Origin of the sequence: Actinoplanes sp. NPDC026619, from assembly GCF_040638295.1 — a bacterium.
GTDB lineage: Bacteria > Actinomycetota > Actinomycetes > Mycobacteriales > Micromonosporaceae > Actinoplanes.
On record NZ_JBEZYA010000019.1, the window covers coordinates 206,486 to 232,760 of the forward strand.

General features: G+C 72.2%; 22 protein-coding genes and 1 pseudogene. 10 read left to right on the forward strand and 13 right to left on the reverse strand.

From position 1 onward, the window contains the following. Positions 1–22: 22 nt before the first annotated feature. Positions 23–841: an alpha/beta hydrolase gene (locus tag AB0E90_RS34770; protein ID WP_360415449.1), complete on the reverse strand. Its 819-nt coding sequence runs from the start codon at positions 839–841 to the stop codon at positions 23–25. Between AB0E90_RS34770 and AB0E90_RS34775 the strand changes: the two genes are divergently transcribed. Next, entirely contained in the window at positions 842–1,009 is a 168-nt protein-coding gene (locus AB0E90_RS34775) for a CGNR zinc finger domain-containing protein (RefSeq protein ID WP_360415497.1), read from the forward strand. A 25-nt stretch (positions 1,010–1,034) separates the two neighbouring features. Continuing rightward, entirely contained in the window at positions 1,035–2,390 is a 1,356-nt protein-coding gene (locus AB0E90_RS34780) for a hypothetical protein (RefSeq protein ID WP_360415451.1), read from the forward strand. A gap of 19 nt (positions 2,391–2,409) precedes the next feature. On the opposite strand, the gene AB0E90_RS34785 is transcribed toward AB0E90_RS34780, so the two are convergent. The 4 genes from AB0E90_RS34785 to AB0E90_RS34800 all read right to left on the reverse strand — a co-directional run bounded on the left by AB0E90_RS34785 (position 2,410) and on the right by AB0E90_RS34800 (position 5,091). Beyond that, a complete protein-coding gene (locus AB0E90_RS34785) occupies positions 2,410–3,045 on the reverse strand; it encodes a fasciclin domain-containing protein (RefSeq protein WP_360415453.1) in 636 nt (211 codons plus the stop codon). A gap of 83 nt (positions 3,046–3,128) precedes the next feature. Continuing rightward, the gene (locus tag AB0E90_RS34790) at positions 3,129–3,815 is read right to left on the reverse strand and encodes an anti-sigma factor (protein WP_360415455.1); all 687 of its coding nucleotides are present in this window, start codon (positions 3,813–3,815) and stop codon (positions 3,129–3,131) included. Next, a complete protein-coding gene (locus AB0E90_RS34795; protein WP_360415457.1) occupies positions 3,769–4,347 on the reverse strand; it encodes a sigma-70 family RNA polymerase sigma factor in 579 nt (192 codons plus the stop codon). Before AB0E90_RS34795 ends, AB0E90_RS34790 begins: the two co-directional genes overlap by 47 nt. Positions 4,348–4,428: 81 nt before the next feature. Then, positions 4,429–5,091, reverse strand: coding sequence for a TetR family transcriptional regulator (locus tag AB0E90_RS34800; protein ID WP_360415459.1), 663 nt, complete (start codon positions 5,089–5,091; stop codon positions 4,429–4,431). A 100-nt stretch (positions 5,092–5,191) separates the two neighbouring features. Between AB0E90_RS34800 and AB0E90_RS34805 the strand changes: the two genes are divergently transcribed. Together AB0E90_RS34805 and AB0E90_RS34810 are read left to right on the forward strand one after the other, a co-directional pair. Beyond that, positions 5,192–6,091, forward strand: a complete 900-nt coding sequence (locus AB0E90_RS34805; RefSeq protein WP_360415461.1) for an SDR family NAD(P)-dependent oxidoreductase — start codon at positions 5,192–5,194, stop codon at positions 6,089–6,091. Between the two features lie 25 nt (positions 6,092–6,116). After that, the gene (locus AB0E90_RS34810; RefSeq protein ID WP_360415463.1) at positions 6,117–6,950 is read left to right on the forward strand and encodes a glycosyltransferase family A protein; all 834 of its coding nucleotides are present in this window, start codon (positions 6,117–6,119) and stop codon (positions 6,948–6,950) included. Positions 6,951–6,960: 10 nt separating this feature from the next. Here AB0E90_RS34810 and AB0E90_RS34815 read toward each other — a convergent pair. Continuing rightward, positions 6,961–7,506: pseudogene (locus AB0E90_RS34815) on the reverse strand (DUF998 domain-containing protein); the annotation flags it as partial. 21 nt (positions 7,507–7,527) lie between these two features. On the opposite strand from AB0E90_RS34815, the gene AB0E90_RS34820 reads away from it, so the two are divergent. Further along, positions 7,528–8,247, forward strand: coding sequence for a lysophospholipid acyltransferase family protein (locus AB0E90_RS34820; RefSeq protein ID WP_360415465.1), 720 nt, complete (start codon positions 7,528–7,530; stop codon positions 8,245–8,247). Next, positions 8,244–9,401, forward strand: coding sequence for a glycosyltransferase (locus AB0E90_RS34825; RefSeq protein ID WP_360415467.1), 1,158 nt, complete (start codon positions 8,244–8,246; stop codon positions 9,399–9,401). Before AB0E90_RS34820 ends, AB0E90_RS34825 begins: the two co-directional genes overlap by 4 nt. On the opposite strand, the gene AB0E90_RS34830 is transcribed toward AB0E90_RS34825, so the two are convergent. Together AB0E90_RS34830 and AB0E90_RS34835 are read right to left on the reverse strand one after the other, a co-directional pair. Further along, positions 9,356–10,039 carry a response regulator transcription factor gene (locus tag AB0E90_RS34830; protein ID WP_360415469.1) on the reverse strand — a complete coding sequence of 228 codons (684 nt, stop codon included), beginning with the start codon at positions 10,037–10,039 and terminating at the stop codon, positions 9,356–9,358. The genes AB0E90_RS34825 and AB0E90_RS34830 overlap by 46 nt on opposite strands. Beyond that, a complete protein-coding gene (locus AB0E90_RS34835; RefSeq protein ID WP_360415471.1) occupies positions 10,036–11,187 on the reverse strand; it encodes a histidine kinase in 1,152 nt (383 codons plus the stop codon). The genes AB0E90_RS34830 and AB0E90_RS34835 overlap by 4 nt, the downstream gene beginning before the upstream one ends. A gap of 113 nt (positions 11,188–11,300) precedes the next feature. On the opposite strand from AB0E90_RS34835, the gene AB0E90_RS34840 reads away from it, so the two are divergent. Then, on the forward strand, positions 11,301–12,857 hold the full coding sequence (locus AB0E90_RS34840) for a multicopper oxidase family protein (RefSeq protein ID WP_360415473.1): 1,557 nt from the start codon (positions 11,301–11,303) through the stop codon (positions 12,855–12,857). A gap of 3 nt (positions 12,858–12,860) precedes the next feature. Here AB0E90_RS34840 and AB0E90_RS34845 read toward each other — a convergent pair whose 3' ends face one another. Continuing rightward, complete coding sequence (locus AB0E90_RS34845; protein WP_360415475.1) at positions 12,861–14,591, reverse strand: MFS transporter; 1,731 nt, start codon at positions 14,589–14,591, stop codon at positions 12,861–12,863. Positions 14,592–14,761: 170 nt separating this feature from the next. On the opposite strand from AB0E90_RS34845, the gene AB0E90_RS34850 reads away from it, so the two are divergent. Next, entirely contained in the window at positions 14,762–15,652 is an 891-nt protein-coding gene (locus AB0E90_RS34850) for a hypothetical protein (RefSeq protein WP_360415477.1), read from the forward strand. Positions 15,653–15,752: 100 nt separating this feature from the next. Then, the gene (locus AB0E90_RS34855; RefSeq protein ID WP_360415479.1) at positions 15,753–17,417 is read left to right on the forward strand and encodes an alpha/beta fold hydrolase; all 1,665 of its coding nucleotides are present in this window, start codon (positions 15,753–15,755) and stop codon (positions 17,415–17,417) included. Between the two features lie 216 nt (positions 17,418–17,633). Here the strand turns inward: AB0E90_RS34855 and AB0E90_RS34860 are convergent, their stop codons facing one another. From AB0E90_RS34860 to AB0E90_RS34875, 4 genes are all read right to left on the reverse strand, one after another. Continuing rightward, entirely contained in the window at positions 17,634–19,808 is a 2,175-nt protein-coding gene (locus AB0E90_RS34860) for a helix-turn-helix domain-containing protein (RefSeq protein ID WP_360415481.1), read from the reverse strand. Positions 19,809–19,874: 66 nt separating this feature from the next. Beyond that, positions 19,875–20,447, reverse strand: coding sequence for a hypothetical protein (locus AB0E90_RS34865; protein WP_360415483.1), 573 nt, complete (start codon positions 20,445–20,447; stop codon positions 19,875–19,877). A gap of 125 nt (positions 20,448–20,572) precedes the next feature. Continuing rightward, the gene (locus AB0E90_RS34870; RefSeq protein ID WP_360415485.1) at positions 20,573–20,992 is read right to left on the reverse strand and encodes an ester cyclase; all 420 of its coding nucleotides are present in this window, start codon (positions 20,990–20,992) and stop codon (positions 20,573–20,575) included. Continuing rightward, positions 20,989–21,819, reverse strand: a complete 831-nt coding sequence (locus AB0E90_RS34875) for a MerR family transcriptional regulator (protein WP_360415487.1) — start codon at positions 21,817–21,819, stop codon at positions 20,989–20,991. Before AB0E90_RS34875 ends, AB0E90_RS34870 begins: the two co-directional genes overlap by 4 nt. Before the next feature lie 395 nt (positions 21,820–22,214). Here AB0E90_RS34875 and AB0E90_RS34880 point away from each other — a divergent pair, with 395 nt between their 5' ends. Beyond that, positions 22,215–26,126 (forward strand): AAA family ATPase, encoded by a 3,912-nt coding sequence (locus tag AB0E90_RS34880; protein WP_360415489.1) that lies wholly within the window; start codon positions 22,215–22,217, stop codon positions 26,124–26,126. Positions 26,127–26,275 lie beyond the last annotated feature (149 nt).

A 26,275-nucleotide genomic window follows, 5' to 3' on the forward strand; every position in this document is an offset into this window, starting at 1 on the left:
GGTGTCACCCCCGGTCGGGAGCCTACTTCGGGGGTGCCGCGAGGCGATATGGGCGGAAGAACTCGCGCAATTCCGCCGCGTACAACTCGGGCTCCTCGAACGGCGCGAAATGGCCACCCTGCCCGTGCTCGGTGACGCGGGCGACGTTCGACGTGCGCTCGAGCCAGGCCCGCGGCGGCGGCAGGAAATCGCCCGGGAACAGCGAGTAGCCGGACGACGTCTCGACCCGCCGGGTCAGTTGGCCGGGCGGGATCGCGGCCTCCGCGCCGTACATCCGCATCGAGGAGCCGATCGTCCCGGTCAGCCAGTAGATCATGACGTTGGTGAGGATCTCGTCCTTGGTGAAGCTGCGCTCAATGTCGCCGTCGCAGTCACTCCACGCCCGCATCTTCTCGACGATCCAGGCGGCCAGCCCGACCGGCGAGTCGGTCAGCCCGAACGCCGCCGTCTGCGGCCGCGTGCGGTGCATCGCCGCGTAGGCGCCCTCGCTGAAGCGCCAGCCCGCCCAGCCCGCCCGCCAGGTCTGTTCGGCGGGGGTGAGGCCGGCCGGGTCGCCGGCGACGACCGGCGGGCCGGAATCGGTGCGGTGCACCGCGACCACCTGGTCGGGGTGATCGAGGGCCAGGAAGCGGCTCACCGAGCTGCCGATGTCGCCACCGGCGGCGCCGAACCGCGGATAGCCGAGATCGCGCATCAGCTCGGCCCAGAGTCCGGCGACGGCCATCGAGTCGAGCGGTGCGGCGCTCGGGCGATCCGAGTATCCGAAACCCGGCATGTCCGGCACCACCACGTCGAACGCGTCGGCGGGGTCGGCGCCGTGCGCGCCGGGATCGGTCAGCATGTGGCCGGCGGCGGCTGGAACCGCCTGAAGTTGTGCTCCGCGGCGGACTGCCGCTGGGCCTTCTACGACACCTCGCGCAACGGCGGCGGCCGCTGGTGCTCGATGGAGGCGTGCGGCAACCGCAACAAGACCCGTGCCTACCGCCGCCGCAACGGGGCAGATTCATAGACCGTGCCCGCTGTATCGTGCGCGGGTGTCCGACGATCTGCGTCCGTCCCAGCCGTTCTCGCCGTCGGTGGAGGAGCCCGAGCCGGCGCGCAAGCGGGGCCTGACCTGGAAGCGGGCGCTCGCGATCTGCGCCGGAGTCGTGGCGCTCTCCCTGGTGGCGCTGGTCGGCCTCGGTCTCTGGGAGCGCCGGCAACTGCGGCGCGAGCTCGACGCCCTGCCGACCTACGGCTACACCAAGTCGGCCGCGCTCGCGTCGGCCGAGGCCAGCCTTCAGGCCCGGGACGCGAAGACCGCGCGGATCGGCAAGGTGATCAGCGGCGCCGTGGCCGCCCAGTCGACCGCGCTGCTGGCCGGCGACCGGGCGACGTTCGTGAGTTACGCGGCGCCGGCCTACAAGCTGGGCCAGACCTGGCTGGCGCACAGCTTCACCTCGCTGCGGGCGATGGGCGTGGTGCAGTGGGCGCCCAAGATCGACTATTGGACGCCGTACTCGGAGACCCGCTGGCAGTCCAACATCGACGTCAAGTACTGCTTCGTGGCCGGCTGCGCCACCCCCAGCACGATCACCCTGCACACGATGTGGGACCTCGCCGACGAGGCGCGGCCGCGGATCACCGAGCTGTGGGAGTACACCGGCGGCCAGGCGTCGCCGCCCTGGGCGCAGTCGGTGCTGCAGGCCAAGGTCGGCTCCCGGGTGATCGTCGCCGGGTCGGCCGCCAATGCCGGGCGGCTGAGCGCGGTGCTGGCCGAGGCCGAGAAGGCGGCGCGGGTCGCGGACCAGTATGCGCAGACCACGAAACCCAGCAAGTACGTCGTCTACCTGGCCGGCGCCAAGGAATGGGGCAAGTGGCCGTACAGCGAGGAGGGTGACTGGGTGGCCGGCTACGCGGAGCCGCAGCGGGAGTCGGTGGTCCTCCAGGCGTCCGAGGCCACCCCGTCGTTCCTGCCCGAGCTGCTCCGGCACGAGCTGGGGCACGTGTCCACGCTGGCCGGCCAGAGCACCGAGGTGAAATACGCGGATGCCTGGTGGCTGGTCGAGGGCATGGCCGACTACGTGGCCGCCGAGGGCCGGCCGTTCGCCCAATACAGCAGCCGGTCGGTGACGGTGTCGTTCGTGCGCGGCAGGTGGAACGGCGACCTGCGGGTGGGCCGGCCGGGGAAGAAGGCGTCGCTGACCGACGCCAACGGCCGTTACGGCGCCGCCTATCTCGGCGTCTCCTGCCTCATGCAGCAGGCCGGCCGGGCCAAGGCGCTCAACTTCTTCCACGCCGTAGCGGTCCAGGGCACCCCGCTGACCACCGCGGCGGATCAGACGCTCGGGATGTCGTGGCCGAGCCTGTCCAGCACGTGCACGGCCCAGATCCGGCGCACCGCCCGCTGAACGGTGCGCCGGCCCGGGGTCAGGGCAGGTCGATCGGGCGCAGCACGCGGTCGATGCCGTGCGCGATCTGCCGGTTGCCCTTGTTGATGTTGAAGACGACGACGCGCGGGTTGCGGTCGCTGGTGTCGGCGTCGATCAGCCGGATCCGGCGGTGGCCGAAGCCGTACACATCCACCTTGATCTTCGCCCCGGTGGCGGTGGTGAGGCGGGCGTTGTCCGACTTGAGCGCGGCCGTGCGGGTCACGGTGGCGCCCGGCACGACGTGGTAGAGCAGGACCGACTCGACGGTGTCGATGCCGAGCCCGGCCACCGCGGTGAAGGCGGCCTTTTCACTCGGCAGCCGCCGGGTGTGCTGAAGGTCGGCGACCAGCGTCTCGAACGCGCGGTCGGTCGGCAGGAAGGCGGTCAGCGCCGTCTTGCCGTCGGTGAGAACACCCACCGGGCTGGCCGGCTTGGCCTTGAGTACGGCGAGCACCGCGGCGGTCAGGATGTCGTAGTCGCGGCCGTTGCGGTCGAAGCCGCTGCCGTGGGCGGTCAGCACCGAGGCCAGCGACCGGGTGCCGAGCCCCTTGGTGTGCGCGTCGGCGGGCGCCGGGGCCAGTGTGGAGACCACCACTGCGGCGGTCGCGACGGCGGCGGTTCGGAGGAACCTCATCGTTGTCCGTCCTTTCGGGTACGTGATGGTGGCGTCGGTGCCACCACCCCGTACTTCGACCGGATCGGCCCCGATAGATGCACTCAGGACGTCAAGGTTCCGCGCAGCAGGCTGTGGCCGGAGTGGGCGGCGTCGCCGTCGTGCGGTTCGTCGCTGATGTCCACCAGCCGGTAGGTGTTCATGTCGATGCCCGGCGGCACCGGCAGCGTCGCGTCCGGCTTGTCGGCCAGATTGCCGATCGCGATCATCTTCGCCGGATGGTCCGGGTCGATCAGCCAAACCTCATGAAAACCGGCGGTCAACGGCAGATTGTGTACGGCGATCAGCATCTGCCCGTCGGCCAGCACTCGCACCGTGCCGGTCGCATCGGCGGGCACCGTGGCCAGGGGTTTGAGCGTGGCCCGCGCGGTCACTGCCTCGGCCTGGGCGCGCTGCACGAGCCGGTCGATCACCACCGCGCCGCCCACCGCCAGCACCACCGCGGCCGCCACCGCGACCAGTCGACCCAGCCGGCGCGGTCGTGGCCGGCTGACCGCGGCGGGCGCGGCCGTGGCCGGGGCGATGCCGGCCTCGATGCCCTGCCAGATCCGCTCGGGCGGGGCGGGCAGGCGGCCGAGGTCCTGGCCCTGCGCGCCGAGCTCGGCGACGTGCCGCAGCGACTCGAGGTCGTGCCGGCAGCCGGTGCAGTCCGCCAGGTGGTCGGCCTCGCCCGGGTCCGGCAGTTCAGAGAGCGCGAGAAGCACCAGTCGATCGGGATCCAAATGCCGCACCGTCCACCTCCCAACGACGTCGCAGACCAGCCATCCCGCGGCGGATATGGCTCTTGACCGTGCCGAGCGGCAGCCCGGTGACGGCCGCTATCTGTGGATGGGTGAGATCGTCGAAGAATGCCAGCTCCAGCGTGCGCCGCTGCTCGGCGGGCAGGCGGCTCAGCTCGTCGGCGACGACCAGCCGGTCGATGATCCGGTCGGGCCGCTCGGTCTCGTCCGGAGCGGGCACCTGGGCGCGCACGGTCGCGGCCACCCGCGCGTCGCGGGCGGCCGACCGCAGCCGGTCGACGGCCTTGCGCTTCGCGATGCCGAGCAGCCAGCCGAGCATGGTGCCGCGCTGCGGGTCGTAGCCGTCGCGCCCGGTCCACGCCGCGACGAACGTCAGCTGGGTGACGTCCTCGGCGTCGGCCCGGCTGCCCAGCAGGCGCTGAGCGAGGTAGAGCACCGCGGCGCCGTGCCGGTCGTACGCCAGCCGAAGGGCCTTCTCGTCGCCGTCGCGCAGCCGTTCGGCGAGCTCGTCGTCGGAGTCCATCGACCTCCTTCCCGCACGGGTTCTTACCGTTCTTCGTCGCGGGCCCGGCCGGCAGATGCACCGAATTCGATTTTCCTGTCCTCAGCGTGGCAGCGTGCCCAGGATCCCGGTGACGATGCCGAGCCGCAGTGCGGTGCGCAGGTCGGTGTGGAGCAGGGCCAGCTCGGGTTCGGCCTGGTAGACCGCGAGCACGCTCGCCGACGGCGAGCAGTAGGTCGACAACGCGCCCGCCATGATCAAGGCCTGCAAGCAGGTCGTCTGGGTGCCGTCGCCCAGCTCCGGCAGGTGGCGTCGGAGGAGGTCGACCATGCGCGCGAGGCTGTCATGGGAGGCGCGCTTGTGGCGCCGGACGACCTCGGCCGAGACGTTGTGCTCCAGGACGCCGCCCTGCGCGCCGAACAGGTCGCACAGCACCACGCGGCCGGCCAGTGACCGGCTGAGGACGTCGGCCAGCTGTTCCGCCCGCTGCGCCGCGGGCCGCCCGGCGTCGATGCCGGCGGCCAGCTCGCCGGGCAGCTCGGCCAGCCATTTCTGCAGGAAGTCGTCCAGCAGTTCGAGCAGCACCGCCTCGCGGGACTCGAAATAGCGCAGCACGTTGGACTTGGCCAGGCCGACGCGCCGGCTCAGCTCGTTGAGGCTCAGGTCGGCCACCGGCATCTCGGCGAGCATCGCCGCCGCCGTCTCCAGGATCGCCCGGCGCCGGACCTCGCGCTGCTCGTCGCTGCGAGCTCGCTGGAACGTCATGGTCGTCAGCCTATCTTACAGACCGCCGGTCTCTTGACATCAGACCGCCGGTCTCTTAACGTGTTCTCATAAGAGACCGGCGGTTCTTTAGGAGGACGACATGAGCGAGAAGTGGACCGAGACGAACATCCCCGACCAGCGGGGGCGGGTGGCGATCGTGACCGGCGCCAACACCGGCCTCGGCTTCGAGACGGCCCGGGCGCTGGCCGGGCACGGGGCCACCGTGGTGCTGGCCGTGCGCGACATCGAGAAGGGCAAGCGGGCCGCCGCCCGGATCACCGGCGACGTGACCGTGCAGGAGCTCGACCTGACCTCGCTGGAGTCGGTCCGCGACGCGGCGGCCGGCCTGCGCGCCGCCCACGAGCGGATCGACCTGCTGATCAACAACGCCGGGGTGATGTATACGCCGAAGCAGACCACCCGCGACGGCTTCGAGATGCAGTTCGGCACCAACCACCTCGGGCACTTCGCGCTCACCGGGCTGCTGCTCGACCGGCTCCTGCCGGTGGCCGGCTCGCGGGTGGTGACGGTCAGCAGCGTCGGCCACCGCATCCGGGCCGCGATTCACTTCGACGACCTGCAGTGGGAGAGGTCGTACGGGCGGGCCGCCGCCTACGGGCAGGCCAAGCTGGCCAACCTCATGTTCACCTACGAGTTGCAGCGGCGGCTCGCGGCGCTCGGCACGACCGCCGCCGTGGCCGCCCATCCCGGCGTGTCCAACACCGAGCTCGCCCGCAACTCGCCGGCGTTTCTCCGGCTGCCGCTGACCTGGCTCGGGCCGCTGATCACCCAGAGCCCGGCGATGGGCGCGCTGCCCACCCTGCGGGCCGCCACCGACCCCGCCGTCGCGGGCGGACAGTATTACGGGCCGGACGGCCTGGGCGAGGTCCGCGGCCACCCGCGGCTCGTGGCGTCCAGCCCCGAGTCGCACGACGTGGCCGTCCAGCAGCGCCTGTGGGCCGTCTCCGAGAAACTCACCAGCGTCGAGTTCCCGATCTGACCGTCCTCATCGGATGATGGGGGCCATGCTGATCTCCGTCGTGGTGCCGGTCTACAACGAGGAGCAGTTCCTCCGAGCGTGCCTGGACGCGGTCTTCGGTCAGGACGAGCCGGTGCACGAGGTCATCGTCGTCGACAACGGCTCCACCGACGGCACCCTGGCGGTGCTCGGCGAATACGCGGGCCGGGTGACGCTGCTGCACGAGCCACGGCAGGGCGTCCAGCATGCGCGGAACACCGGTCTCGGCGCCGCCGGCGGCGACGTGATCGGCCGGATCGACGGCGACACCCGGCTCTCTCCGGGCTGGTCGCGTGCGGTCCGGGAGACGTTCGCCGACCCGGTGGTGCAGGCCGCGACCGGGCCGGTGGCCTACTACGACGTGGCGCTGGCCCGGCTGATCGACGGCGGCGACGCCCTGTTCCGGCGGGTGTGGGGCGGTGACTCGCTCGACTGGCTGCTCGGCGCGAACATGGCGATCCGCGCGACCGCGTGGCGGCGGGTGCGGCCGGCCCTGTGCGCGGACGCGGACGTGCACGAGGACATCGACCTCGGCATCCACCTGCACGGCGAGGGCTCGGCGACGGTGTTCGCGGCCGGGATGCGCGCGGGCACGTCGGCGCGGCGGATCGCGAACCGGTTCGGCGACTACCGCGCGTACGTGCTGATGACCGAGCAGACCTATCGGCGGCATCCGGGCCGGCCGCGACCGCACGCGTACGCCCGGGCCTGGCTCACCGGCCGCGTCCAGCTTCTGCTGTTTCCGTCGCTGCGCCTGGCGTACGCCCTCGCCCAGCCCCGCCCGTGGGCGACGCTGCGGGGCGGCGGCGGCCGGAAGAACCCCATGCGGCCCGGCCGCTGATCAGGCCGATCCAGCCCAGCCCGGCGAACAGCGCGACCCGTTCGAGCAGCCCGCTCGGGTTGTCCGGCAGCACGCCGCCGGCGTCGAGCACGACCAGCACGCTGGCCGTCACGAACGTCACCGTCATGACCGCCGCGAGCGGCCAGGCCACCCGTCGTGGTCCGAGCCGGGCCACCGCCCCGATCCCGGCAACGCCCAGCGTGATGGCGATCAGCTGGTGGATCAGACCGCGGGCGGTGTGCTCCGTCGGCACTCCCGGCGGGAAGCCCAGCCCCGCGTCGGTGCGGATGACGGCCAGGGAGATGAGACTCAGCCCGCACCACAGGATCAGGCCTGCCGCCCAGCGGTCGGCCCGCCGGCGCAGCCCGGCGGCGGCCAGGACCAGCCAGAGGCCGCAGGTGGCGAGGTTGACCGGGCCGTGCCAGCCAGCCGGCCCGAGCGACAGCTGGCTGATCCAGTTGCGGTTCGGGTCATAGCCGGGCCGGGTCAGTCCGTCCACTGTGCTCGCTACGATCATCTGAACCGCGGCGAGCACGCCGAAAGCCGGCAGCTTCATCGTCCAAGCTTAGGAGTCGCCATGCTGAGGGTGTTCTCGGTGGCGTACTGGGCGTTCATCGTCGTCACCTGCCCGGTGTTCTTCGCCGGTGCGCTGCTGGTGTGGCTGGTGACGCTGCCGTTCGACCGGCGTCGCGTCGCCCTGCACCTCTACTCCTCGGCCTGGGCGGCGTTCTACGTCTACCTCAACCCGCTGTGGCGGCTGCGGGTCCGCGGCCGCGACCGGTTGCCCTGGCACGGCGCCGCGGTGCTGGTCGCCAACCATGCCTCGCTGATCGACATCCTGGTGCTGTTCGCGCTGTTCCGGCCGTTCAAGTGGGTCTCCAAGCAGGAGATCTTCCGGGTGCCGGTGATCGGCTGGAACATGCGCCTCAACGGTTACGTGCCGGTGGTCCGCGGCAGCGCGGCGTCGGTGCGGCAGATGATGGAGCGCTGCGACCGGCTGCTCGCCGCCGGCTCGCCTTTGATGATGTTCCCGGAGGGCCGGCGAACCTCGGACGGCGCCCTGCAGCCGTTCAAGGACGGCGCGTTCGACCTGGCGGTGCGGCACGGCGTGCCGGTCTTCCCGATCGCGGTGCACGGCACCGGGCGGGCGCTGCCGCGCAAGGGGCTCATCCTGCGCGAGCACATCCAGGCGCGGGTCGAGGTGCTGCCGCCGCTCGCGCCGGCCGATTTCCCGGACGTGTCCGCCTTACGGGACGCGGCCCGTGAGTCGATCGCGAACGCTCTCGAACAACAGTGAGGGTCGCGCATTTCTGCGACAGCCAGACCGGGCGGCCGGACGGGGTGGCCCGGTCGGTCGAGCTGAGCGTGCGGCTGCTGCGCGAGGCCGGGCACGAGGCCGACCTCTACCGCCCCGGGCCGTTGCTGGGCCGCGGCGTCCGTTCGGTGCCGGTGCCGTTCCGGCAGGTCCGCGTCGGGCTGCCGTTCACCGCCCGGCCGGCCGACGTCGTCCACGTGCACAGCACCGGGCCGATCGGGATGACCGGTTTCCGGGCGGCCGCCGACTGGGGTGTGCCGCTCGTGCTGACCTGGCACACCGACCTGCTGGCCTACGCCGATCTGTTCGTCGAGGTCCCGGTCGGCGCCGCCTGGTGCGCCCTGAGCCTGGGGCTGGGCTGGTCGCCGCGGGAGTTCCTGGAGCTGTCCCGGCCCGGCGCGGTCCGCCTCCGCCGGCTGATCGAGCTCGGCAAGGGCATGTTCGCGCGGGCGGCGGTGGCGATCGCGCCCTCGGCCAAGACGGCGGCGGGTTTCGCGGTCTTCGAGCCGGCCGCCGAGACCTGCGTGCTGCCCACGCCGGTCACCGGCACCGCGGGCGAGCCCGCGCGTAACGGCCGGAACGTGGTGCTCTCGGTCGGCCGGGCCACCCCGGAGAAGAACCCGGAGCTGCTGTTGCAGGCGTTCACCCGGGTGCGTGCGGCCCGGCCGGACGCCCGGCTGGTGCTGCTCGGGGCGCGGCAGCAGCGCCGGTGGCTGGACCGCCGAATCGCCGCGCTCGGCCTGACCGGGCACGTCCAGGTGCGCCCGCCGGTGCCGCACGACCAGGTCGGCGACTTCTATCGCACCGCCGACGTGCTCGCGTTCGCCTCCACCACCGACACCCAGAGCCTGGTGCTGGCCGAGGCGGAAGCGACCGGGCTGCCGGTGGTGGTCGCCGATGCCGGGCTCGCCGCCCGGCCGGGCGCCGCCGGGGCCGGGCGTTTCGTCTGCGAGCCGGCGCCGGACGCCTTCGCCGACGCGCTGCTGCGCATGCTGGCCGACGACGACCTGCGGGCCCGGGTGACCCGGGAGGGCCGGGCGGCGATCGAGGCCTACACCCCGGAGGTCTTTCTGCGTCGCCTGGTCGAGATCTACGACCGGGCCGGGAAGTCACCCGGGCGGACCAGGCCGCTCTGATACGCGATCACGACCAGTTGGGCGCGGTCCCGGGCGCCGAGTTTCATCATCGCCCGGTTGACGTGGGTCTTCACCGTCAGCGGCGAGACGTAGAGGCGCTCGCCGATCTCGTCGTTGGCCAGGCCGGCCGCTACCAGGGCCATCATCTCGCGTTCGCGGTCGGTCAGGGCGGTGAGCCGGTCGGGGGCGGGCAGCGGGCCGGGGCCCGGCTGGGCGAGGAAGCGGGTGATCAGGGTGCGGACCGCCGCGGGGGAGAGCAGCGCCTCACCGCGCGCGACGACGCGAATCGCCTCCTGCAGGTCGGCCGGCTCGACGCTCTTGCTGAGGAAGCCGCTGGCGCCCGCGCGGAGGGCCCGCAACACGTTCTCGTCGAGCTCGAACGTGGTCAGGATCAGCACCCGCACGCCGGCCAGGTCCTCGTCGGCGGTGATCGCTCGGGTCGCCTCGATGCCGTCCATCTCGGGCATCCGGATGTCCATCAGGATCACGTCGGCGCGGGTGCGGGCGGCCAGCTCCACCGCCTCGCGGCCGGTGGTCGCCTCGCCGACCACCTCGAGGTCGGGCGCGCTGTCGACCAGCACCCGGAAGCCCGCGCGGATCAGCGTCTGGTCGTCGGCGAGCAGCACCCGGATCGTCATGCCGGCTCCCGCACCGACGGCAGGCAGGCGTCGACCGTGAACGTGCCGCCGGCGTCCGGGCCGGTGCGCACCGTGCCGCCCACCGAGCTGACCCGCTCACGCAGCCCGATCAGGCCGTGCCCGGTCCCGCTCGCGGCCGGCCCCACCGCGTTCACCACCCGGACCTCGAGAGCATCGGCCGTGTACGCCACGTGCAACCGCGCGGCATCGCCGCTCCCGTGCTTGTGGGCGTTGGTCAGCGCCTCCTGGACGATCCGGTACGCCGCCAGGTCGACCGCCGACGGCAGCGGCCGGGGCTCGCCCTCGGACCGGTAGTCGACGCGCAGCCCGGCGGCGGCGAGCGAGTCGAGCAACTGCGGCAACCGGCTCAGCCCGGGCGGCGGCGCGGTGTCGCCGGGGCCGCGCAGCACGTCGAGGACGGTGCCGAGCTCGGACAGCACGGTCCGCGCCGACCGGCGGACGTGGGCCAGAGCCTCCTCGGCCCGGTCGGGCTGATCGCGCAGCAGGTGGCCGGCCACCCCGACCTGCACGTTGATCACCGCGATGTGGTGCGCCACGACGTCGTGCAGGTCGCGGGCGATGCGCAGCCGTTCCTCGACGACCTGGCGGCGGGCCTCCTCGGCGAGGCCGTGCTCGGCCTGCCGGGCGCGCTCCTCGACCACCCGCAGCTGGGCGCGTCGGCTGCGCACCGCCTCGCCGACCGCGACCGCGACGACGCCCCAGGCCACGATCGAGGCGTTCAGCGGGTCGGTCCAGCTGCGCCCGGCGCCGATCACCACCGCGACATAGACGGTCACGACCGTGACGGCGCCGGCCGCGGTGGCGATCGTGCGGCTGGTCCGCGACGCCACCGTGTAGGTGCAGATCACGCTGGCCGCGAGCAGCGGGCCGGCCAGCGCGGCGTGCAGGTTGAACGCGGCGGTGGCGACCGTGACCGCGCCGAAGACCGGCAGCGGCCAGCGGCGGCGGGCGGCGATCAGCAGGACCGCCAGCACTCCGATCACCATGTCCTCCACGCCGAGCGAGTGCGCATACCGATCGGCGGGCCCGAACCGGTGGGCCAGCAGCACCGCGGTGACCACCAGCAGACCCAGCCCGGCATCGGTGAGCTGAGGGTGGGAGCGGGCCCGCCGGCGGAGGTCTGGCATGGATGGCACGCTATCGGAGGCCGGTCCGCGGGCGCGTCATCCGGCTGCGGTAGACGGGATCTACCGCAGGGGGAGGACGCGGACTACCGGACCGGGCCGAGATCGTCCTCGGCATGACTGACCAACGTGGACTCGGCCGGCGGCGCCTGCTTCAGGCGGCCGGCGTGGTGACGCTGACCGCACTGGCCGGATGCGGCAAGGACAAGACCGGGACGGAAACCAGCGACGAGGAGTACGGCGGCAAGCTGCTCACCTCCGACGCGAAGCGGCCCGAACCGTTCGCCGCGCGGCTGCCGATTCCGCCGGTCAAACGCCCGTCGCGGAGCACCTCCGACACCGACCACTTCGAGCTCACCGCGCGCGAGGCGACCGCGGAGATCCTGCCCGGCCTGCACACCCCGATCATGGGCTACGACGGGATCTTCCCCGGCCCGACGATCGCCGCCCGGCGTGGCCGCCGCACCGTCCTGCACTACCGCAACCAGCTCGGCGTGCCGACCGTCGTGCACCTGCACGGCGGCCACACCCCGGCGGCCAGCGACGGCTTCCCGACCGACCTGGTGCTACCGGCGGCCGGCGGATCCGGTTACGCCGCCCAGGCCGTCGGCGGCACCGCCAGCACCGGCGCCCGCGACTACACCTACCCGATGGATCAGCGGGCGGCGACCCTCTGGTACCACGACCACCGGATGGGGTTCACCGGCCCGCAGGTCTGGCGCGGCCTCGCCGGCTTCTTCCTGATCAGCGACGACGAGGAGAAGGCGCTTCCGCTGCCGCGCGGTGACCGGGACATCCCCCTGATGATCACCGACCGGGCGTTCGAGGCGGACGGCAGTTTCAAATATCCGGCGATGGACCCGCACCTGATCAGCATGCCGGGCATCGACGCCGCGCACATGCGGGGCGCGGCCGGCGACGTCATCCTGGTCAACGGCGCGCCCTGGCCGGAGCTGGCGGTCGCCGCGGTGCGCTACCGCTTCCGGATCCTCAACGCCTCCAACGCGCGCCGGTACGAGCTGAGCCTCGACCCGCCCGCCCCGCTCGTCCAGATCGGCTCGGACCAGGGCCTGCTCGAAGCGCCGGTCGAGCACACCACGATCGCGGTCGCCCCGGCCGAACGGTACGACGTGATCATCGATTTCACGGCGTACCCGATCGGCACGAAGGTGGTCCTGAAGAACGGTGACGGGCCGGTCATGCGGTTCGCGGTGACCCATCGGGCGGCCGACGAGAGCGCGATCCCGGCCCGGCTGGCCGCCGTCGAGGCGCTCCCGCGAACCGCCGCCACCACCCGGCCGTGGATGTTCCGCCAGGGCAAGGTGACCGGGATGGGCCACGAGACGGACGGCTGGATCATCAATGGCCGCGAGTTCGACCCGCAGCGCGTCGACGCCACCGCGAAACTCGGCGAGGTGGAGATCTGGCGTCTGGGCAGCGACACGCATCACCCCGTACACATCCATCTGTCGCCTTTTCAGGTGATCTCCCGTGACGGTGGCCCGCCGGGGCCGGGCGACCACGGCTGGAAGGACACCGTCGACCTGCGCCCGCATGAACTGGTCGAGGTGGCGATCCGGTTCGACGACCACGCCGGGCGGTACCTGGTGCACTGCCACAACCTGGAGCACGAGGACATGGCGATGATGGCCACGTTCCAGGTGAGCCGCTGACTCTCAGCCGGGGTTGCGCTCGGTGAGCATGCGCCGCAGACCGGTGTCGAGGAGCCCTCGGTGCCGGCCGGTCGGTGGCTCGGCGGACGGGTCGACCGCGCACGGCGAGCCGCGGTCGAGCGTGTAGCGGGCCTCGATCGTGTAGGTGCCGGCGGCCGGGGCGAACAGCTCGGTCCAGGAGCCGCTCTGGCTCAGGCAGGCGCGCGGGTTGGTGTCGTCGTCGTTGTCGACGTCGGCGATGGCGAGCCACGGAGACCAGGCGATGCGCAGCAGCGCGGTGCCGGCGCGCGGCATCCGGACGGTGAGCGCGGCCGGGCCGGAGGAGACCACCTCCGCCGGCGCCGAGACGAGCGGGACCGACTCCTCGACCCGGTAGATCCGCCAGCTGGCGTCGCTCCAGACCAGCGGAAGCCAGGTCTCCCCGGCGGTGATCAGCTTCGCCTCCGCGACGCCCGAACTGTCCGGTTCCATCGCGGGCAGCACGACGTACGCCACGCCCCAGGTGTTCAGCCAGGCGCGGTACGTGTCCGCGGTGAGTGTGCCGTCGTAGAACAGCGGGTTGCGTTCGACGTCGGCCTGCCGGTTCCAGCCGCGGGCCAGGCCGACGTACGGCGCGACGGCCGACGCCTCCCAGTGCGTGCGCAGCGGCACCACCTCGACCCGGCCGTTCTGTGCGCCCAGGCGGACCAACTCGTCGATCAGCGGCCGGGCGTCCGCGGTGGCCGTCGCCGGCACCGGCTCTTTGTGCACGAGGTCGGCGACCGGCTGCACCAGCGTCCAGGCCGCGAGCCCGGTGGCCACCGCGTAGGTGAGGACCGTGCGCCAGCGGCGGGGCCCGGCCAGGGGCGCGGCGCAGAACAGGACCGCCGCGCTGGCCAGCAGCGCGAGCCGTTCGACGTTGCTGCCGATCGGCGTGGGCAGCGCCCAGCACAGGGCGACACCGACGGCGTACACCCAGGCGCAGGCCCGCACCGTCCGCCAGGCCGGCGGCGTCAGCAGCCCGACGGCGGCCGCGGAGCCGACCGTGAGCAGGGCGGAGAACCACGGGAACGGCTGGACGCCGGAGAACGGGAAGAGCAGCGACGTCGCCGAGATCACCACCGGCGGCCCGGCGGCGAGAAGGTAGGCGCGCCGCCGCCGGCCGACCAGGAACAGCGCCGCCGCCAGCACCTCGATGAACAGGCCGGCGACCGGGCTGCACAGCGTCGCCACCACGCCCAGCCCCGCCGCGATCAGCGGCCGGTGCCGCTGCCGCGCGGTCCCGGGCGGCGCGAGAAGAACGACCATCAGGGCGAAAACCATCCCCAGCAGGTACGTCACCCGCCCGGCCGACAGGTTCGACCAGACCGCCACCGCGAGCCACAGCGACGGCAGCATCGGGCGGCGGATGCCGAACCGGGTGAGCGCGAGCGCGCCGAGCGAGGCACACCCGATGCAGGCGAGCACGCCGGTGGTGCGCACGCCGATCCAGGCCATCAGGTACGGCGAGAGCACGCTGTAGTTGGCCGGGTGGATGCCGCCGTACCAGGACAGGTTGTAGGCCGACCCGGGGTGGTGGCGGACGAAGCCGGTCCAGGCGTACTGGGCGGCGAGGTCACCGGCGTCGTGGGCGAGCCAGAGCGCCCACACCAGGCTGAGCACGCCGGCCAGGACCCCGGCCACCACCGGCGGGCGGCTCCACCATCGCGGGAAGGCGATGAAGGGGCCGCTGTGCACGCGGTCCAGAAGTGTCATCGGGTCGGCTGTTCCGTTCGCTCGCTCAGCCGGTGACGGAACCGCCTATCCGGGCGGCCGACGGTAACACTCAACACCTGAAGGATTCTTGACTCGATTCACGATCGTGCCGCAGAACCGGGTGTGTCGCCGGACACACCACGCCGAGAGAAACGTGTAGAGGTAGCCGAATGACGTCCCCTGAACAGGCTCCCGGCCGGCGGCTCACCGCCGGTCAGATCTGCCGGATCCACACGTACGACGTGGCCACCGGAGTCACCGCCCTGGTGCACACCAGCTCGACGGTGCTGTTCGAGGCGCCCAACTGGACCGCGGACGGCCACCTGATCGTCAACGGCGACGGCCTGCTCTGGCGCCTGCCGGCCGACGGCTCCGAGCCGCCCCGGCAGATCCGGCTCGACGGCGTTCCCGATCTCAACAACGACCATGTCCTGGCGCCGGACGGCGAGACGATCTACGTCTCCGCGAATGACGGGCACATCTACCAGGCGCCGCTGGCCGGTGGCGGGGTGCGCCGGGTCACCTCCGACGACACCCGGCTGCACTTCCTGCACGGGGTGAGCCCGGACGGCGCCACCCTCGCCTACGTCGGCATCGAGCAGCAGGAGTGGACCACCGCCAGCCTCTGGACGATCGGCGTCGACGGCGCCGGCACGGCCCGCCTGACCGCGGCGGGCGGCACCGATGACGGTCCCGAGTACGCCCCGGCCGGTGACTGGATCTACTTCAACACCGAGCGGTTCGGCACGGCGGCCGGGCACGCGCAGATCGCCCGGATCCGCCCGGACGGCACCGGCGTGCGGCAGCTGACCTTCGACGACCGGGTCAACTGGTTCCCGCACCTCGCCCCGGACGGCAGCCAGGCGGTCTACCTGAGCTATCCGCCGGGAACCATCGGCCACCCGGCGGACCGGCCGGTCGAGCTGCGCCTGGTCGCGCCGGACGCCTGGGAGCGGCCCCGCACGGTGGCCGAGCCGGCCGGCGGCCAGGGCACGATCAACGTGAACAGCTGGTCCCCGGACGCGACCCGCTTCGCCTACGTGGATTACCCCTTCCGCTGAGGTTGCCGGAGGCTGATCCGCTGAGCTGGCCGGAGGCTGAGAGGAACCTGGACGATTTTGGTGACCTCGGCGTGACGCGTCCATCTGTATCAATCTCTGCATGACACGACGCACAGGAATTGTCGCCGGAATCGGGGTGCTCGTCATGGCGGCCGGGGCCGGGCTCAGCGTCCTCGCCCCGCCGGCCGGGGCGAGCGCGGCGCCACCAGCGGTGACGTGGAGCGACTGCGTGGCCTACTCGGACGAGGCCCTCGAAGCGATGGGCATCCCGCCGGAGGAGCTGCCCAGGATCCGGGCGCTGCTCGCCCGGACCGACTGCGGCACCGTGCAGGTGCCGCTCGACTACCACCGCCCGACCGGCACGAAGATCACCATCGCGATCAGCCGGCTCCGGGCCACCGACCAGCGGCACAAGTTGGGCAGCATGGCGGTGAACCCGGGCGGGCCGGGCGGCAGCGGCTATCTGATGCCGCACGAGCTGGCGCTGACCAGCCCGCAGTTCGAGGCGCTCGCGGCGAATTACGACCTGATCGGGTTCGACCCGCGCGGCGTCGGCTACAGCACCCGGGCCGCGTGCGCGCGCCCGGGCGACGACGTCACACCGCCGGAGATCCCGGCCGGGCCGCTCACCGCGGAGACCGCCAAGAAGATCTACGACTTCCAGGTCGCGGAGAACCAGACGTGCTGGCAGAGCGACCCCACCTTCCTGGGGCAGCTCACCACCGCCAACGTGGCCCGCGACCTCGAGCAGGTGCGCAAGGCGCTCGGCCAGTCGAAACTCAGCTACTTCGGGGTCTCCTGGGGCACGCTGCTCGGCCAGGTCTACCGCAGCCTCTACCCGCAGTCGGTCGGCCGGATGTGGCTGGACAGCGTGGTCGGCCCGACCGCGAACCGGCTCGACTCGCGCTTCCATGACGTGACCGCGGCCGACGAGGCCAAGATCCCGCGCTGGGCCGCCTGGGCCGCGCAGCGGGACGCGACCTACCACCTCGGCGACACCACCAAGGACGTGATCGCCCTGGTCAAGAAGCTGAAGGCGAAGCTGGACGCGGCGCCGATCGTGTTCAGCGACTTCGACCAGCCGATCGACGGCAACCTGGCCGCCTTCCTCGCCGTCGCGCCCAGCCCGGTGTGGGCGGAATCCTCGCCCGCGCTGGCGGCACTGGCCACGGCGAAGACCGGAGATCCCGTACCGGATGCGCTTCGGCCGATTTTGATCGGGGACGGGCCGCAAGAGCCCACCGAGCCGCCGGCTGACCTGCCCGAGCAGTTCAACGATGTCGCCGGCCGGGCGATCCTGTGCAACGACGACACCAGCCCGCATGACTTCCCGACCTTCTGGAAGACGTACCGGAGCTGGCAGCGGGAGTTCCCGATCGCCGCGGGCCTGGCGCCCTTCAGCCAGATGTGCGCAGGCTGGCCGATCCCCGCGACGGAGCCGTTCCAGCTGCGCCGGTCGAACGGCTCGCTGCAGCTGTCGGGGCACCGGTGGGAGAGCCCCACGCCGTTCCCGTGGATCGCCCAGGTGCAGGCGAAGATCGGCGGCACCGTGTTCACGGTCGAGGACGACATCCACGGTTCGGTCGCCCGGGTGCCGGAGTGCACCGAGCATCTCGAGGCGTACTTCCTGACCGGCCGCCCCGACTCCGGCGGCTGCGACGGCGTACCACCGGCCGCTGTCTCGGCCCTGTCGGTTGCTCCTGAATCGGTGCCGGGCACCGCCTGGGCGCCCTCCGGCAACCACTGGAGCTGGCCCAAGCACTGATCCCGTCCACGCCGCGGTGGCCGGTCCTCCGGCCATCGCGGCCTTTCGCTATCTGGCAGCATCGCCGCGTGGACAACGCGGCCGGAGCGGGGAACCGGACGGTGAGGCCACCGACCTCGGCTGGTTCGCCCTCGACCAGCTCCCCGAGCCGCTTTTCGGTCCGGACGTGCCCGTCCTCCGCGACATGGCCCGGCGACAGGACGGCCCTTTCATCGGCTAACCGAGCCGGCCCCGGAGCCGCTCCGCGTCCGGGTGGCCCAGGCCGTCGAGGATGGACAGCGCGCCGTCCCAGGCCACCCGCGCCTCCGGCTCCCGGCCGGCCGCCGCGTGCGCATCGCCGAGATGTTCCAGCACCTCGGCCTGCTGCATCAGGTCGCCGGAACGGCGCAAAAGAATCAGGGCTTGCTCGTACGCCGTGGCCGCCGCGCCGGGATCGCCGTCCTGGTGGTGGATCCAGCCGATGCTGTCCCAGGTGGATGCCTGCCCCTCCCGGTCGTCCGCCTCGACGAGCAGCGCCAGCGCCTGCCGGCAGTGGGCCAGCCCGCTCTGCCGGTCGCCCAGGTGCGCCTGGTGCCAGCCGAGGGAGTTCAGCGTCCGCGCCTCGCCCAGCGCGTTGCCGATCGAGCGGTACAGCTCCACCGCCGCCGAGATGTCCCGCACGCAGAGATCGCGCCGGCCTCGCCGCTCCCACATGTACACCCGGCCGTGCAGCGTGCTCGCCTGCCCGTACCGGTCGCCGGCCGCCGCGTAGAGCTCGATCGCGGCGGCGTAGTGCGGCTCGGCGGCCGGGAACTCCTCGCGCTGGGCGTACGCCCGGGCCAGCATGCGGTGGGCGAACGCCTCGGCGATCGGATTGCCGGCCCGCCGGGCGGCGTCGACCGCGTGCTGCTCGGCCACGATCCAGTCGGCCCAGTAACCGCGCCGGTCCAGATGATCGACCATCGTCCACGGGATCTGCCAGCCGTACTCCGGTGGGCCGGCGTGGTGGCGCAGCACGGCCATCAGGTTGGCGTGCTCGGCCGCGAACCAGGCCAGCGCGGCGGCCACGTCGGCGATCGGCTCGGGAAAGACGTCCCCGCCGTTCGGTTCGAGTTCCAGCGGCTGGCGCTGCGGGTCGAGCAGCATCGCCGCGGTGCGGCCGGTGCGCAGGTAGTGCTCGGTCAGCCGGTGCCGGGCCTCGTCACGTTCGCCCGGGCCGGCCAGCTCGGTGGCGTACTCCTTGACGAGGTCATGCAACGCGTACCGGAAGGGATGATGCTCGGAGATCAAGCTCGCGTCGGTGAGCTCGGCCAGCGCCCGGCTCGCGTCCGCGCCGTTGAGGCTGCTTGCCGCCGGGCCCGAAAGATCCGGGCCCCAATGGGCCCCGAGCAGGCGGAACAGTCGCGCTCCGGGTGGGCTGAGCGCACGATAGGACCAAGAAATTACGGTACGGGGATCAGTAGCCGCATCGAGTCCGCGCAGCCCGTCCAGCCGTGAGCCGGTCAGCTCCGCCACCACCGTGGCCAGCGATTTCCGGGTCGCCGCGCGCGCCGCCACGGTCACCAGCGCCAGCGGAAGACCGGCGGTGGCCTCGACCAGCGCCCGCACCGCCCCGGTGTCCGCCGCCACCCGCACCGCCCCGAGCCGCCCGGCGAGCAGCGCTTCCGCCTCGCCGGCGGTCAGCGGCCCGAGCATCAGCGGCATCGCCCCGTGCGACACGACCAGGCCGGGCAACTGGTTCCGGCTGGTCACCACCACGGCGCAGCCGGCCCCGCCGGGCAGCAGCGGCCGCACCTGGCCGGCGTCGCGCGCGTTGTCCAGCACGAGCAGCATCCGGCGCCCGGTGAGCAGGCTGCGCAGCAGTGCCGACCGGGCGTCCAGGCCGTCCGGCACCCGGTCCGGCGGAACGAGAGCGACCAGCAGGGTGCGGGCCGCCTCGTCCGCGGTCATCGGGCCGTCCGGGTCAAAACCACGCAGGTTCAGGTAGAGCTGCCCGTCCCGGAACCGCTCCGCCACCCGATATCCCCAGTGCACGGCGAGCGCGGACTTCCCGACCCCGGGCGGCCCGGACAGCACGGTGAGCCCCGGCGCGCCGTCGAGCCGTGCGATCTCGGCCTGCCGGGCGGTGAACCCGGCCGGGGCGGCCGGCAGCTGAGCCGGCACGTCACGGCGGGTCGCCGCGTGCTCACCGGAGGACTGGTGGAACGTGTCCCGATCCGCGCCGGCCAGGCCGAACGCGTCAGCTAGCAGTCGAACGGTGGCCGGCCGGGGCTGCCCGATCCGCCCGGTCTCGATGTCGCGCAGGGTGCGCAGCCCGAGCTTGGCCGCCTCGGCCAGATCCTCCTGCGTCATGCCCTGCCGGAGACGAAGACGGCGCACGGAGTCCCCGAACGCGCCCCGTTCGCCCCCCATGCATCGAAGGCTATCCAAGCCGCCGGTGAACCGCCGCCCCGCCGGTGTGGCGGGGCGGCGGTTTCCTCAGTACCAGCCGATCCACGGCCCCTGCGACGGCGCCGTCTGGCGCATGAAGTGCTTCGTGTTGTCCGATCCCCAGGCGCCGGCGATGATCCGGCCGTCGGGGAAGTATTCGTTCCACGGCGAACTGCTCAGCCAGCCGCGGAAGTTCTCGGTGCCGGACCAGCCGCCGGACGCGCCGGCGTCCTGCCACATGTGCACCATCTCGTGGCTCGGGTCGATCCAGAACACGTCCAGGCGACAGTCGGTGTTCCGGGCGACCGAGGGGTCCCAGAGCATCCAGACCCGCATGTCCACCCAGTTGGAATACGTAGAGTCCTTGGTTGGATCGAGGCCCGGAGCGGTCTGCCAGCGGTGGTAAAGGTCGCCGTCGATGCCTCGCATGAACTGCTCGCGCCGTCCGTCGCAGTTGGTGATGTGGGCGACGCGGTAGGTCTCCGTCGTGGTCAGCAGGTACGTGAACTTCGGATCGGCTGCGGCGTTGGCGGCGCTTGCCGCCTCCACGTGCGTGAACATGCCGGCCGCGATTCCCAGCGCGATCATCGGCGCCGCCAACCGGCGTAGCAGTTTGGACATTCGTTCCTCCGCAATAGGTCTGCGGGTGACCGCCCCAATAGCGATTTCCCCGTGGGCCTCCACGTTCGTCGGGGACGATCGTCCGGAACAGGCGGTTGGGCGGCAGCTGACCGGCGGTTGAGCGGTCAGCCGAGTTGGCGGAACAGAGTGGCCATGTCGGAACAGATCCATTCCTCGGCGATCAGTCCGTCGGCGATCCGGTAGAACTCGTGGCTGACGTACTCGATGGGGTGTCCGGTCGGTGGGATGCCCAGGAACTCGCCGCGGTGGGTGCCGCGGAACCGCAGCCGGAGGGCGACCCGGTCGCGGGCGGCCACGATGTCCTCGATGTGCGCCTGGAGGTCCGGAAAGGCGTGCCTCATCATCTCGAAGCCCTGCCGCCACACCTGCTGCCCGTGCCGGGGCTCGGGCATCTCGGCCAGGTTCATGATCAGGTCTTGGGCGGTGAATGCCATGCACTTGTCGGCGTCGCCGGCGTTGAATGCCGCGAAAGCGGCGCGCAGCAGCTCGGTGTTCGTGGCGGGCGAGGTGATCTCGGTTGTCATGGTGCGGTCTCCTGTTCGTTTTCGGGGCTGTCGGCCGAGTTGGACTGCTGCATGAGCTTGAGGGCGAGGCGGATGGCGGCGGCCTGGGCGGGGGCGAAGTCCGCGTAGAAGGCTGCGGCAAAGCCCTCGCCCGCTTCCTCGAATGCGCCGTCCGGTATCCGTATTGCTTGCCGGGCCGACTCCGGGATGGACGCCAGGATCTGCCGGGCGGCCGTCTCCACCCGCGGATCATCGGCAGGCGAGCCGGCCAGATCGTCGAGGAGCGCGTAGACCGCATGGGCCTGCTCGATCGCCCCCGGGTCGTCGGCCATGCCCTCGGCGAGTTTGTCGAGCCAGTCGGCGCCGTGGGCGCCCGATACGGTCTCCAACAGCGCCATCACTTCGCGGTCCTTCGCCGCCATCGCCGGTTCCGGCCCGGGGTGACCGGCGGCGGCCTCGGCCATGTTGCTGAAGAGTGTGGCCAGCCCGGGAGAGACCGGGGCCTGCTCGGCGGGCATGCCCTGGTCCGTTTGTCGGAGTAGTTGTGCCAGCCGGGCGCGGCGCCGGCGGATGTCCGCCTCCTGGCCGGCGAGATCGGCGTCGAGCTCGCGGAGTATCTCGGCCAGGTCCCGGTCGGCGTCGCCGGCCAGCACATCGCCGACCTCGGCCAGGCTGAGCCCCAGCTCGACGAGACGGCGGACCCGGGCCAACCCGACGGCGTCGCGCAGTGAGTAGTCCCGGTAGCCGTTGCCCCGGCGGGCGGGTTCGGGCAGCAGGCCGACCCGGTGATAGTGCCGGATGGCCCGGGTGCTGATCCCGACGAGGTCAGCGAGTTCTCCGATCCGCATGCCCCCAGCAGACACCTTGACGCTACGACAAGGTCAACCCTGCTCCTTCAGCCTGGACGCCGAGACGCTCGCGGTGAGCGGGAACGACGGTGTGACGTGCATGGCCGTTGGTGGTTGCCAAGGGCCGTGCGCAGATTGATCAAGGCGGCGGTCAGGCCGGCCAGAGCACCGATCGCGGTGGCAACGCTGGTCAAGGTGTGCATCGTGTCCCTCGTTGGAAGTCAGCCCTGCGGGCCCTTGTCGATGGCTCCAGTCGACGGCGGCACGTGACTGTTCACCGGGAGCCGGCGAACGCTTTCCTCGGCAGAGGGCGATGAGCTCGGGAAACAACCGGGGATCGGCGGGTCGTGGCGAACGCTCCGAACGGCGGGCACCCCGGTGGCTATCGTGCGGGTGTGAGCACAGAGGGTGACGGCCAGCCGGTCGGCGACCATCGCCGGTTGCATGATGCGCTGCTGGAGCTGCGCCGCCGTACGGATGAACCGTCGTTGCGTCAGATCAATGGCCGGTGCGGAGTCTCGGTCGGTCACCTCAGCGAGATCTTCGCCGGCAAGACGGCGCCGGGACCGGACGTGGCGGTCCGGGTCGCCCAGGCTCTGCGGGCCACCGACCGGGAGCTGGCTCGTGTGCGGTTCCTGGCGGACGGGATCGGGGCGGACCGGGCCGCCCAGCGCGCGGGTGACTCGAAACGGAAACCCCGGTCCGGCTGGGCGGGATGCCCGTACCGCGGCCTCGCGCCCTTCGAGGAGGAGCACGCGCAGATCTTCTACGGACGGCGTGCGCTGACCCGGCGTCTGCTGGAACGCCTGCGTGGGCATCGGGCCGACGCCGGGCTGCTGCTGGTGCTGGGCCCGTCCGGGGCCGGCAAGTCCTCGCTGCTGCGGGCGGGCCTGATGGGCTCGCTCGCAGCCGACGGCTTGGAACCCGGCTGCCGTGCGTGGCCCCGGCGGGTGATCACGCCGGCCGCCGACCCGCTCCGGCAACTGGCGATTCACCTCGCCGAACTCGGCGGCGGCGACGCCATCTCGGCGTACGAGGCCCTGCGAGCCCACCCTGAGCAGTCGCACCTGCTGGTCGAGCAGGCTCTGGCCGGCCGGCTCGCGGGCGACCGGGCGCGGCTGGTGCTGGCAGTCGACCAGTTGGAGGAGCTGTTCACCCTCACTCGGGACCGAGCCGAACAGGAGCGGTTCCTGATCGCGTTGCACAGCATGGCCACCACGCCGCTGCGCCCTGGCGGTGAGTCCGGAGCCCTGGTCGTCGCCGGGATTCGCGGCGACTTCCTCGACGGGGCGGCAACTTTTCCGGTCATGCGGCAGGCCGTCGAGAGCGGAATGTTCGCCGTGGCCACGATGACCGAGTCGGAGCTTCGGGAGGCCATCACCGGCCCGGCTGCCGAGGCCGGCTACCGGGTGCCGGAGGAGCTGGTCCGGACCATCCTCGACGACTTGCGCGAACGCGACCCGGCCGGCTTCGAGTGCGGCGCCCTCCCACTGCTCTCCCAGGTCATGTTCGTGATGTGGCGGGCCGGCCCGGCCGACGGGCTGACCGTGGCCGGATACCGCCGGGCGGGCGGCGTGGCCGACATCGTCCGGACCAGCGCCGACGACGTGTTCGACGCGCTCGGGCCGGCCGAGCAGGACCTCGCCCGGCGTGTCTTCCTGCACCTCGCCGACGCCACCGGCGGCAGGCTCACCCGGCGGCCCGGCGCCCGGGACACGCTGCGCGCGGTAACGGGCGGCGACCGGACCGACGAGGTCATCGAGGCCTTCGCGAGCCGGCGACTGCTCACCGTCACGGACGAGGGCCTCGTCACCATCGCGCACGAGGAGCTCCTGCGGTCCTGGACCCGATTGCGTGACTGGCTCCAGCCCGACCTCACCGACCAGGTCCTGCACCGCGCCCTCGCCGACGACGTGCACACCTGGCAGGAGCACGACCGCGACCCGTCCTACCTGTACGTCGGCCGGCGCCTGAACACCGTGGCCGAAGCGATCCGCCGCTGGGCGGACGACCCGGCACAGCGCCTGCCCGTCAACGAGTCCGTCACCGAGTTCGTGGCGGCCGGCCACCGCCGGGACCGGGACCAGCAGCGGATACACCACGTCGCGCGGTCCCGGCGGCTCGCCGCACTGAGCCGATCGGTCACCGACCGCTCCGCGGCCGAACAGTTCGCCGCTGAGGCTCTGGCCGCGGAGGCGACACCGGAGGCGTTCGACGCCGCCGGCGTGCTCCTGGCTGACCACCGCCGGGTGATTCCCGCCCATTTCGGCGCGGCCGCCTTCGCCCCCGACGGCAGGCTCGCCACCGTCGGCGCCGACGGGAAGGTACGGATCTGGGACCCACACACCGGCCGGCTGGTCGGCGAGCCGATAGCCGGGGTGTCCGGGTCGGTGCATTTCAGCCCCGACGGCACGCGGCTTGCGGCCGGCGCCGGCCGGTCCGCACAATTCCAGCTGTGGGACACCCGGACCCGGCAGCCGGTCGGCCACCCATTCCGCGACAACGCGGAACCGTTGTTCAGCCCGGACAGCACCCGAGTCGCCGGCGGCGACGGCCCGGGGACCGTCCGGCTGTGGGACGCGCGGACCGGGCAGCCGGTCAGTGAGCGACTGCCCGGGTCGGACATGGCGTTCAGCCCCGACAGCACGGTGCTGGCCACGACCCGTGACGAGGTGGTCCATCTGTGGGACGCCCGCACCGGGAATCCGGCCGGCCGGCTGGCAACCGCCGCCGAGACCATGGCCTTCGACCCGGCCGGCCCGCTGCTGGCGATCAGCACCGACGATGGGCTGGTCCGACTGTGGAACTGGCGAACCGGCCGGATGTCCGGTCCGCCGTTGACCGGCAGCTTCGGCCGAGGGGCGCTCGTCTTCAGCCCGGCCGGCGGCCTGCTGGCGATCGGCGGCGACGGGACCGTACGGCTCTGGGACACCGTCACCCTGCAGCCGGCCGGAGAGCTCCCCACCAGCCAATCGACGGTCCAGCGGATCACCTTCAGCCCGGACGGCGACCTGGTGGCCACCGAAAGCAGCGACGGATCGGTACGGCTGTGGCACACCCGCGACGCGACACCGGCCGGCCGGCTGGAAACCGGCGGCGTCGGCGAAATCGTCTTCAGCCCGGACGGCAGCCGGATCGCCACGACCAGCGGCGTCGCCGGAGTGGTCGAACTGTGGGACCCGCGCACCGCACAGACCGTCGGCGGGCCATTGCTCGGCCACACCGGTCCGGTATCGGGACCGGTCTTCAGCCCGGACAGCTCCCTGCTGATCACGGCCGGCCTCCTGGACGGCGCGGTGCGACTGTGGAACGCGACAAGCGCACGACCCGCCGACGAACTGCCGGGCACCGTGGTGGCTTTCAGCGGCGACAACAAGCAGGTGGCAACCTTCGGCGCCGAAGGCTGCCAGGTATGGAACGTGTGCGCCGCAACCGAGGCCAGAGCATCACTCGACGGCGCGCAGTGGATACTCACCGATCCCCATCGCGGATTGCTGGCCGCCACCGGCGAGGACGAAACACAGCTCCGAGACGTCGGGACCGGCCGGGTCGTCAGTGGTCCGCTGCCGGACGGGCACATGATCCTCAGCCCGGACGGGGCCCTCGTCGCCACGGCTCATCGCGACGGGACAGTCCAGGTACGGGCCCGGAGAACCGGTCTGGCGGTCGGTGAGCCGATGAGCGTCGACCGCCAGACGCCCGCAATGGCTTTCAGCCCGGACGGGACGACGCTCGCCACCGGCACCTGCGACGGAACCGTGCGCCTGTGGGATCCGCGTACCGGGCAGACCGCCGGCGGGCCGCTGAGAACCAACGACGGGTCGGTGATGCACCTGCTGTTCAGCCCCGAAGGCGACGAGCTGGCCGCCGTCAACCACTCCGGGAAGTACGCCACGGTGTGGCTGTGGAATCCGCGTACCGGCCAGTCGCTGGGCGACCCGCTGGAGGCCCCCGAGGGGATGGTCCCGGCGATCGCGTTCGCCGCCGACGGCCGGCTGCTGGCCGCAATCGGCGGCTTCCACCAACCGGTACGGGTCTGGGACCTCCGTGCCGGCGTAGCGGTCACCGGGCCACTGGGCGGTACCGACGTGCACCATGGCGCGTTCAGCCCCGACGGCGAGACGCTCGCACTGAGCGGCGGCACCGGCATGACCCGCCTGTGGGACCTCTGGCCGTTCCGAACCCCCCACGCCCACCTGCACGACCGAGCCGGCCGCGTAAGCGCCGAGACCTGGAACGCCAACCTCCCCGACGAGCCGTTCCCCGCCTCCGCCGAGAACCGCGTCGTCCCTGCTCACGCACGGTAGTCATGGGCGCCATGCCGCGAGAACGGCAAACGAGCCAGTGGCGCCGCATTCATCTGCCGAGAACAGTGCACGGGTATATCCAAACACATGAATATAAAAGCTATAGCTGACGCGTCTGTCCAAGAATTCTTAGCTGCCGATGAGAGCGC

Coding starts and splice junctions, on each gene's coding strand:
- AB0E90_RS34770 (WP_360415449.1), bottom strand. CDS start 841: ATGCTGACCGATCCCGGCGCGCACGGCGCCGACCCCGCCGACGCGTTC.
- AB0E90_RS34785 (WP_360415453.1), bottom strand. CDS start 3,045: ATGAGGTTCCTCCGAACCGCCGCCGTCGCGACCGCCGCAGTGGTGGTC.
- AB0E90_RS34795 (WP_360415457.1), bottom strand. CDS start 4,347: ATGGACTCCGACGACGAGCTCGCCGAACGGCTGCGCGACGGCGACGAG.
- AB0E90_RS34800 (WP_360415459.1), bottom strand. CDS start 5,091: ATGACGTTCCAGCGAGCTCGCAGCGACGAGCAGCGCGAGGTCCGGCGC.
- AB0E90_RS34805 (WP_360415461.1), top strand. CDS start 5,192: ATGAGCGAGAAGTGGACCGAGACGAACATCCCCGACCAGCGGGGGCGG.
- AB0E90_RS34810 (WP_360415463.1), top strand. CDS start 6,117: ATGCTGATCTCCGTCGTGGTGCCGGTCTACAACGAGGAGCAGTTCCTC.
- AB0E90_RS34820 (WP_360415465.1), top strand. CDS start 7,528: ATGCTGAGGGTGTTCTCGGTGGCGTACTGGGCGTTCATCGTCGTCACC.
- AB0E90_RS34830 (WP_360415469.1), bottom strand. CDS start 10,039: ATGACGATCCGGGTGCTGCTCGCCGACGACCAGACGCTGATCCGCGCG.
- AB0E90_RS34835 (WP_360415471.1), bottom strand. CDS start 11,187: ATGCCAGACCTCCGCCGGCGGGCCCGCTCCCACCCTCAGCTCACCGAT.
- AB0E90_RS34840 (WP_360415473.1), top strand. CDS start 11,301: ATGACTGACCAACGTGGACTCGGCCGGCGGCGCCTGCTTCAGGCGGCC.
- AB0E90_RS34845 (WP_360415475.1), bottom strand. CDS start 14,591: ATGACACTTCTGGACCGCGTGCACAGCGGCCCCTTCATCGCCTTCCCG.
- AB0E90_RS34850 (WP_360415477.1), top strand. CDS start 14,762: ATGACGTCCCCTGAACAGGCTCCCGGCCGGCGGCTCACCGCCGGTCAG.
- AB0E90_RS34855 (WP_360415479.1), top strand. CDS start 15,753: ATGACACGACGCACAGGAATTGTCGCCGGAATCGGGGTGCTCGTCATG.
- AB0E90_RS34860 (WP_360415481.1), bottom strand. CDS start 19,808: ATGGGGGGCGAACGGGGCGCGTTCGGGGACTCCGTGCGCCGTCTTCGT.
- AB0E90_RS34865 (WP_360415483.1), bottom strand. CDS start 20,447: ATGTCCAAACTGCTACGCCGGTTGGCGGCGCCGATGATCGCGCTGGGA.
- AB0E90_RS34870 (WP_360415485.1), bottom strand. CDS start 20,992: ATGACAACCGAGATCACCTCGCCCGCCACGAACACCGAGCTGCTGCGC.
- AB0E90_RS34875 (WP_360415487.1), bottom strand. CDS start 21,819: ATGCGGATCGGAGAACTCGCTGACCTCGTCGGGATCAGCACCCGGGCC.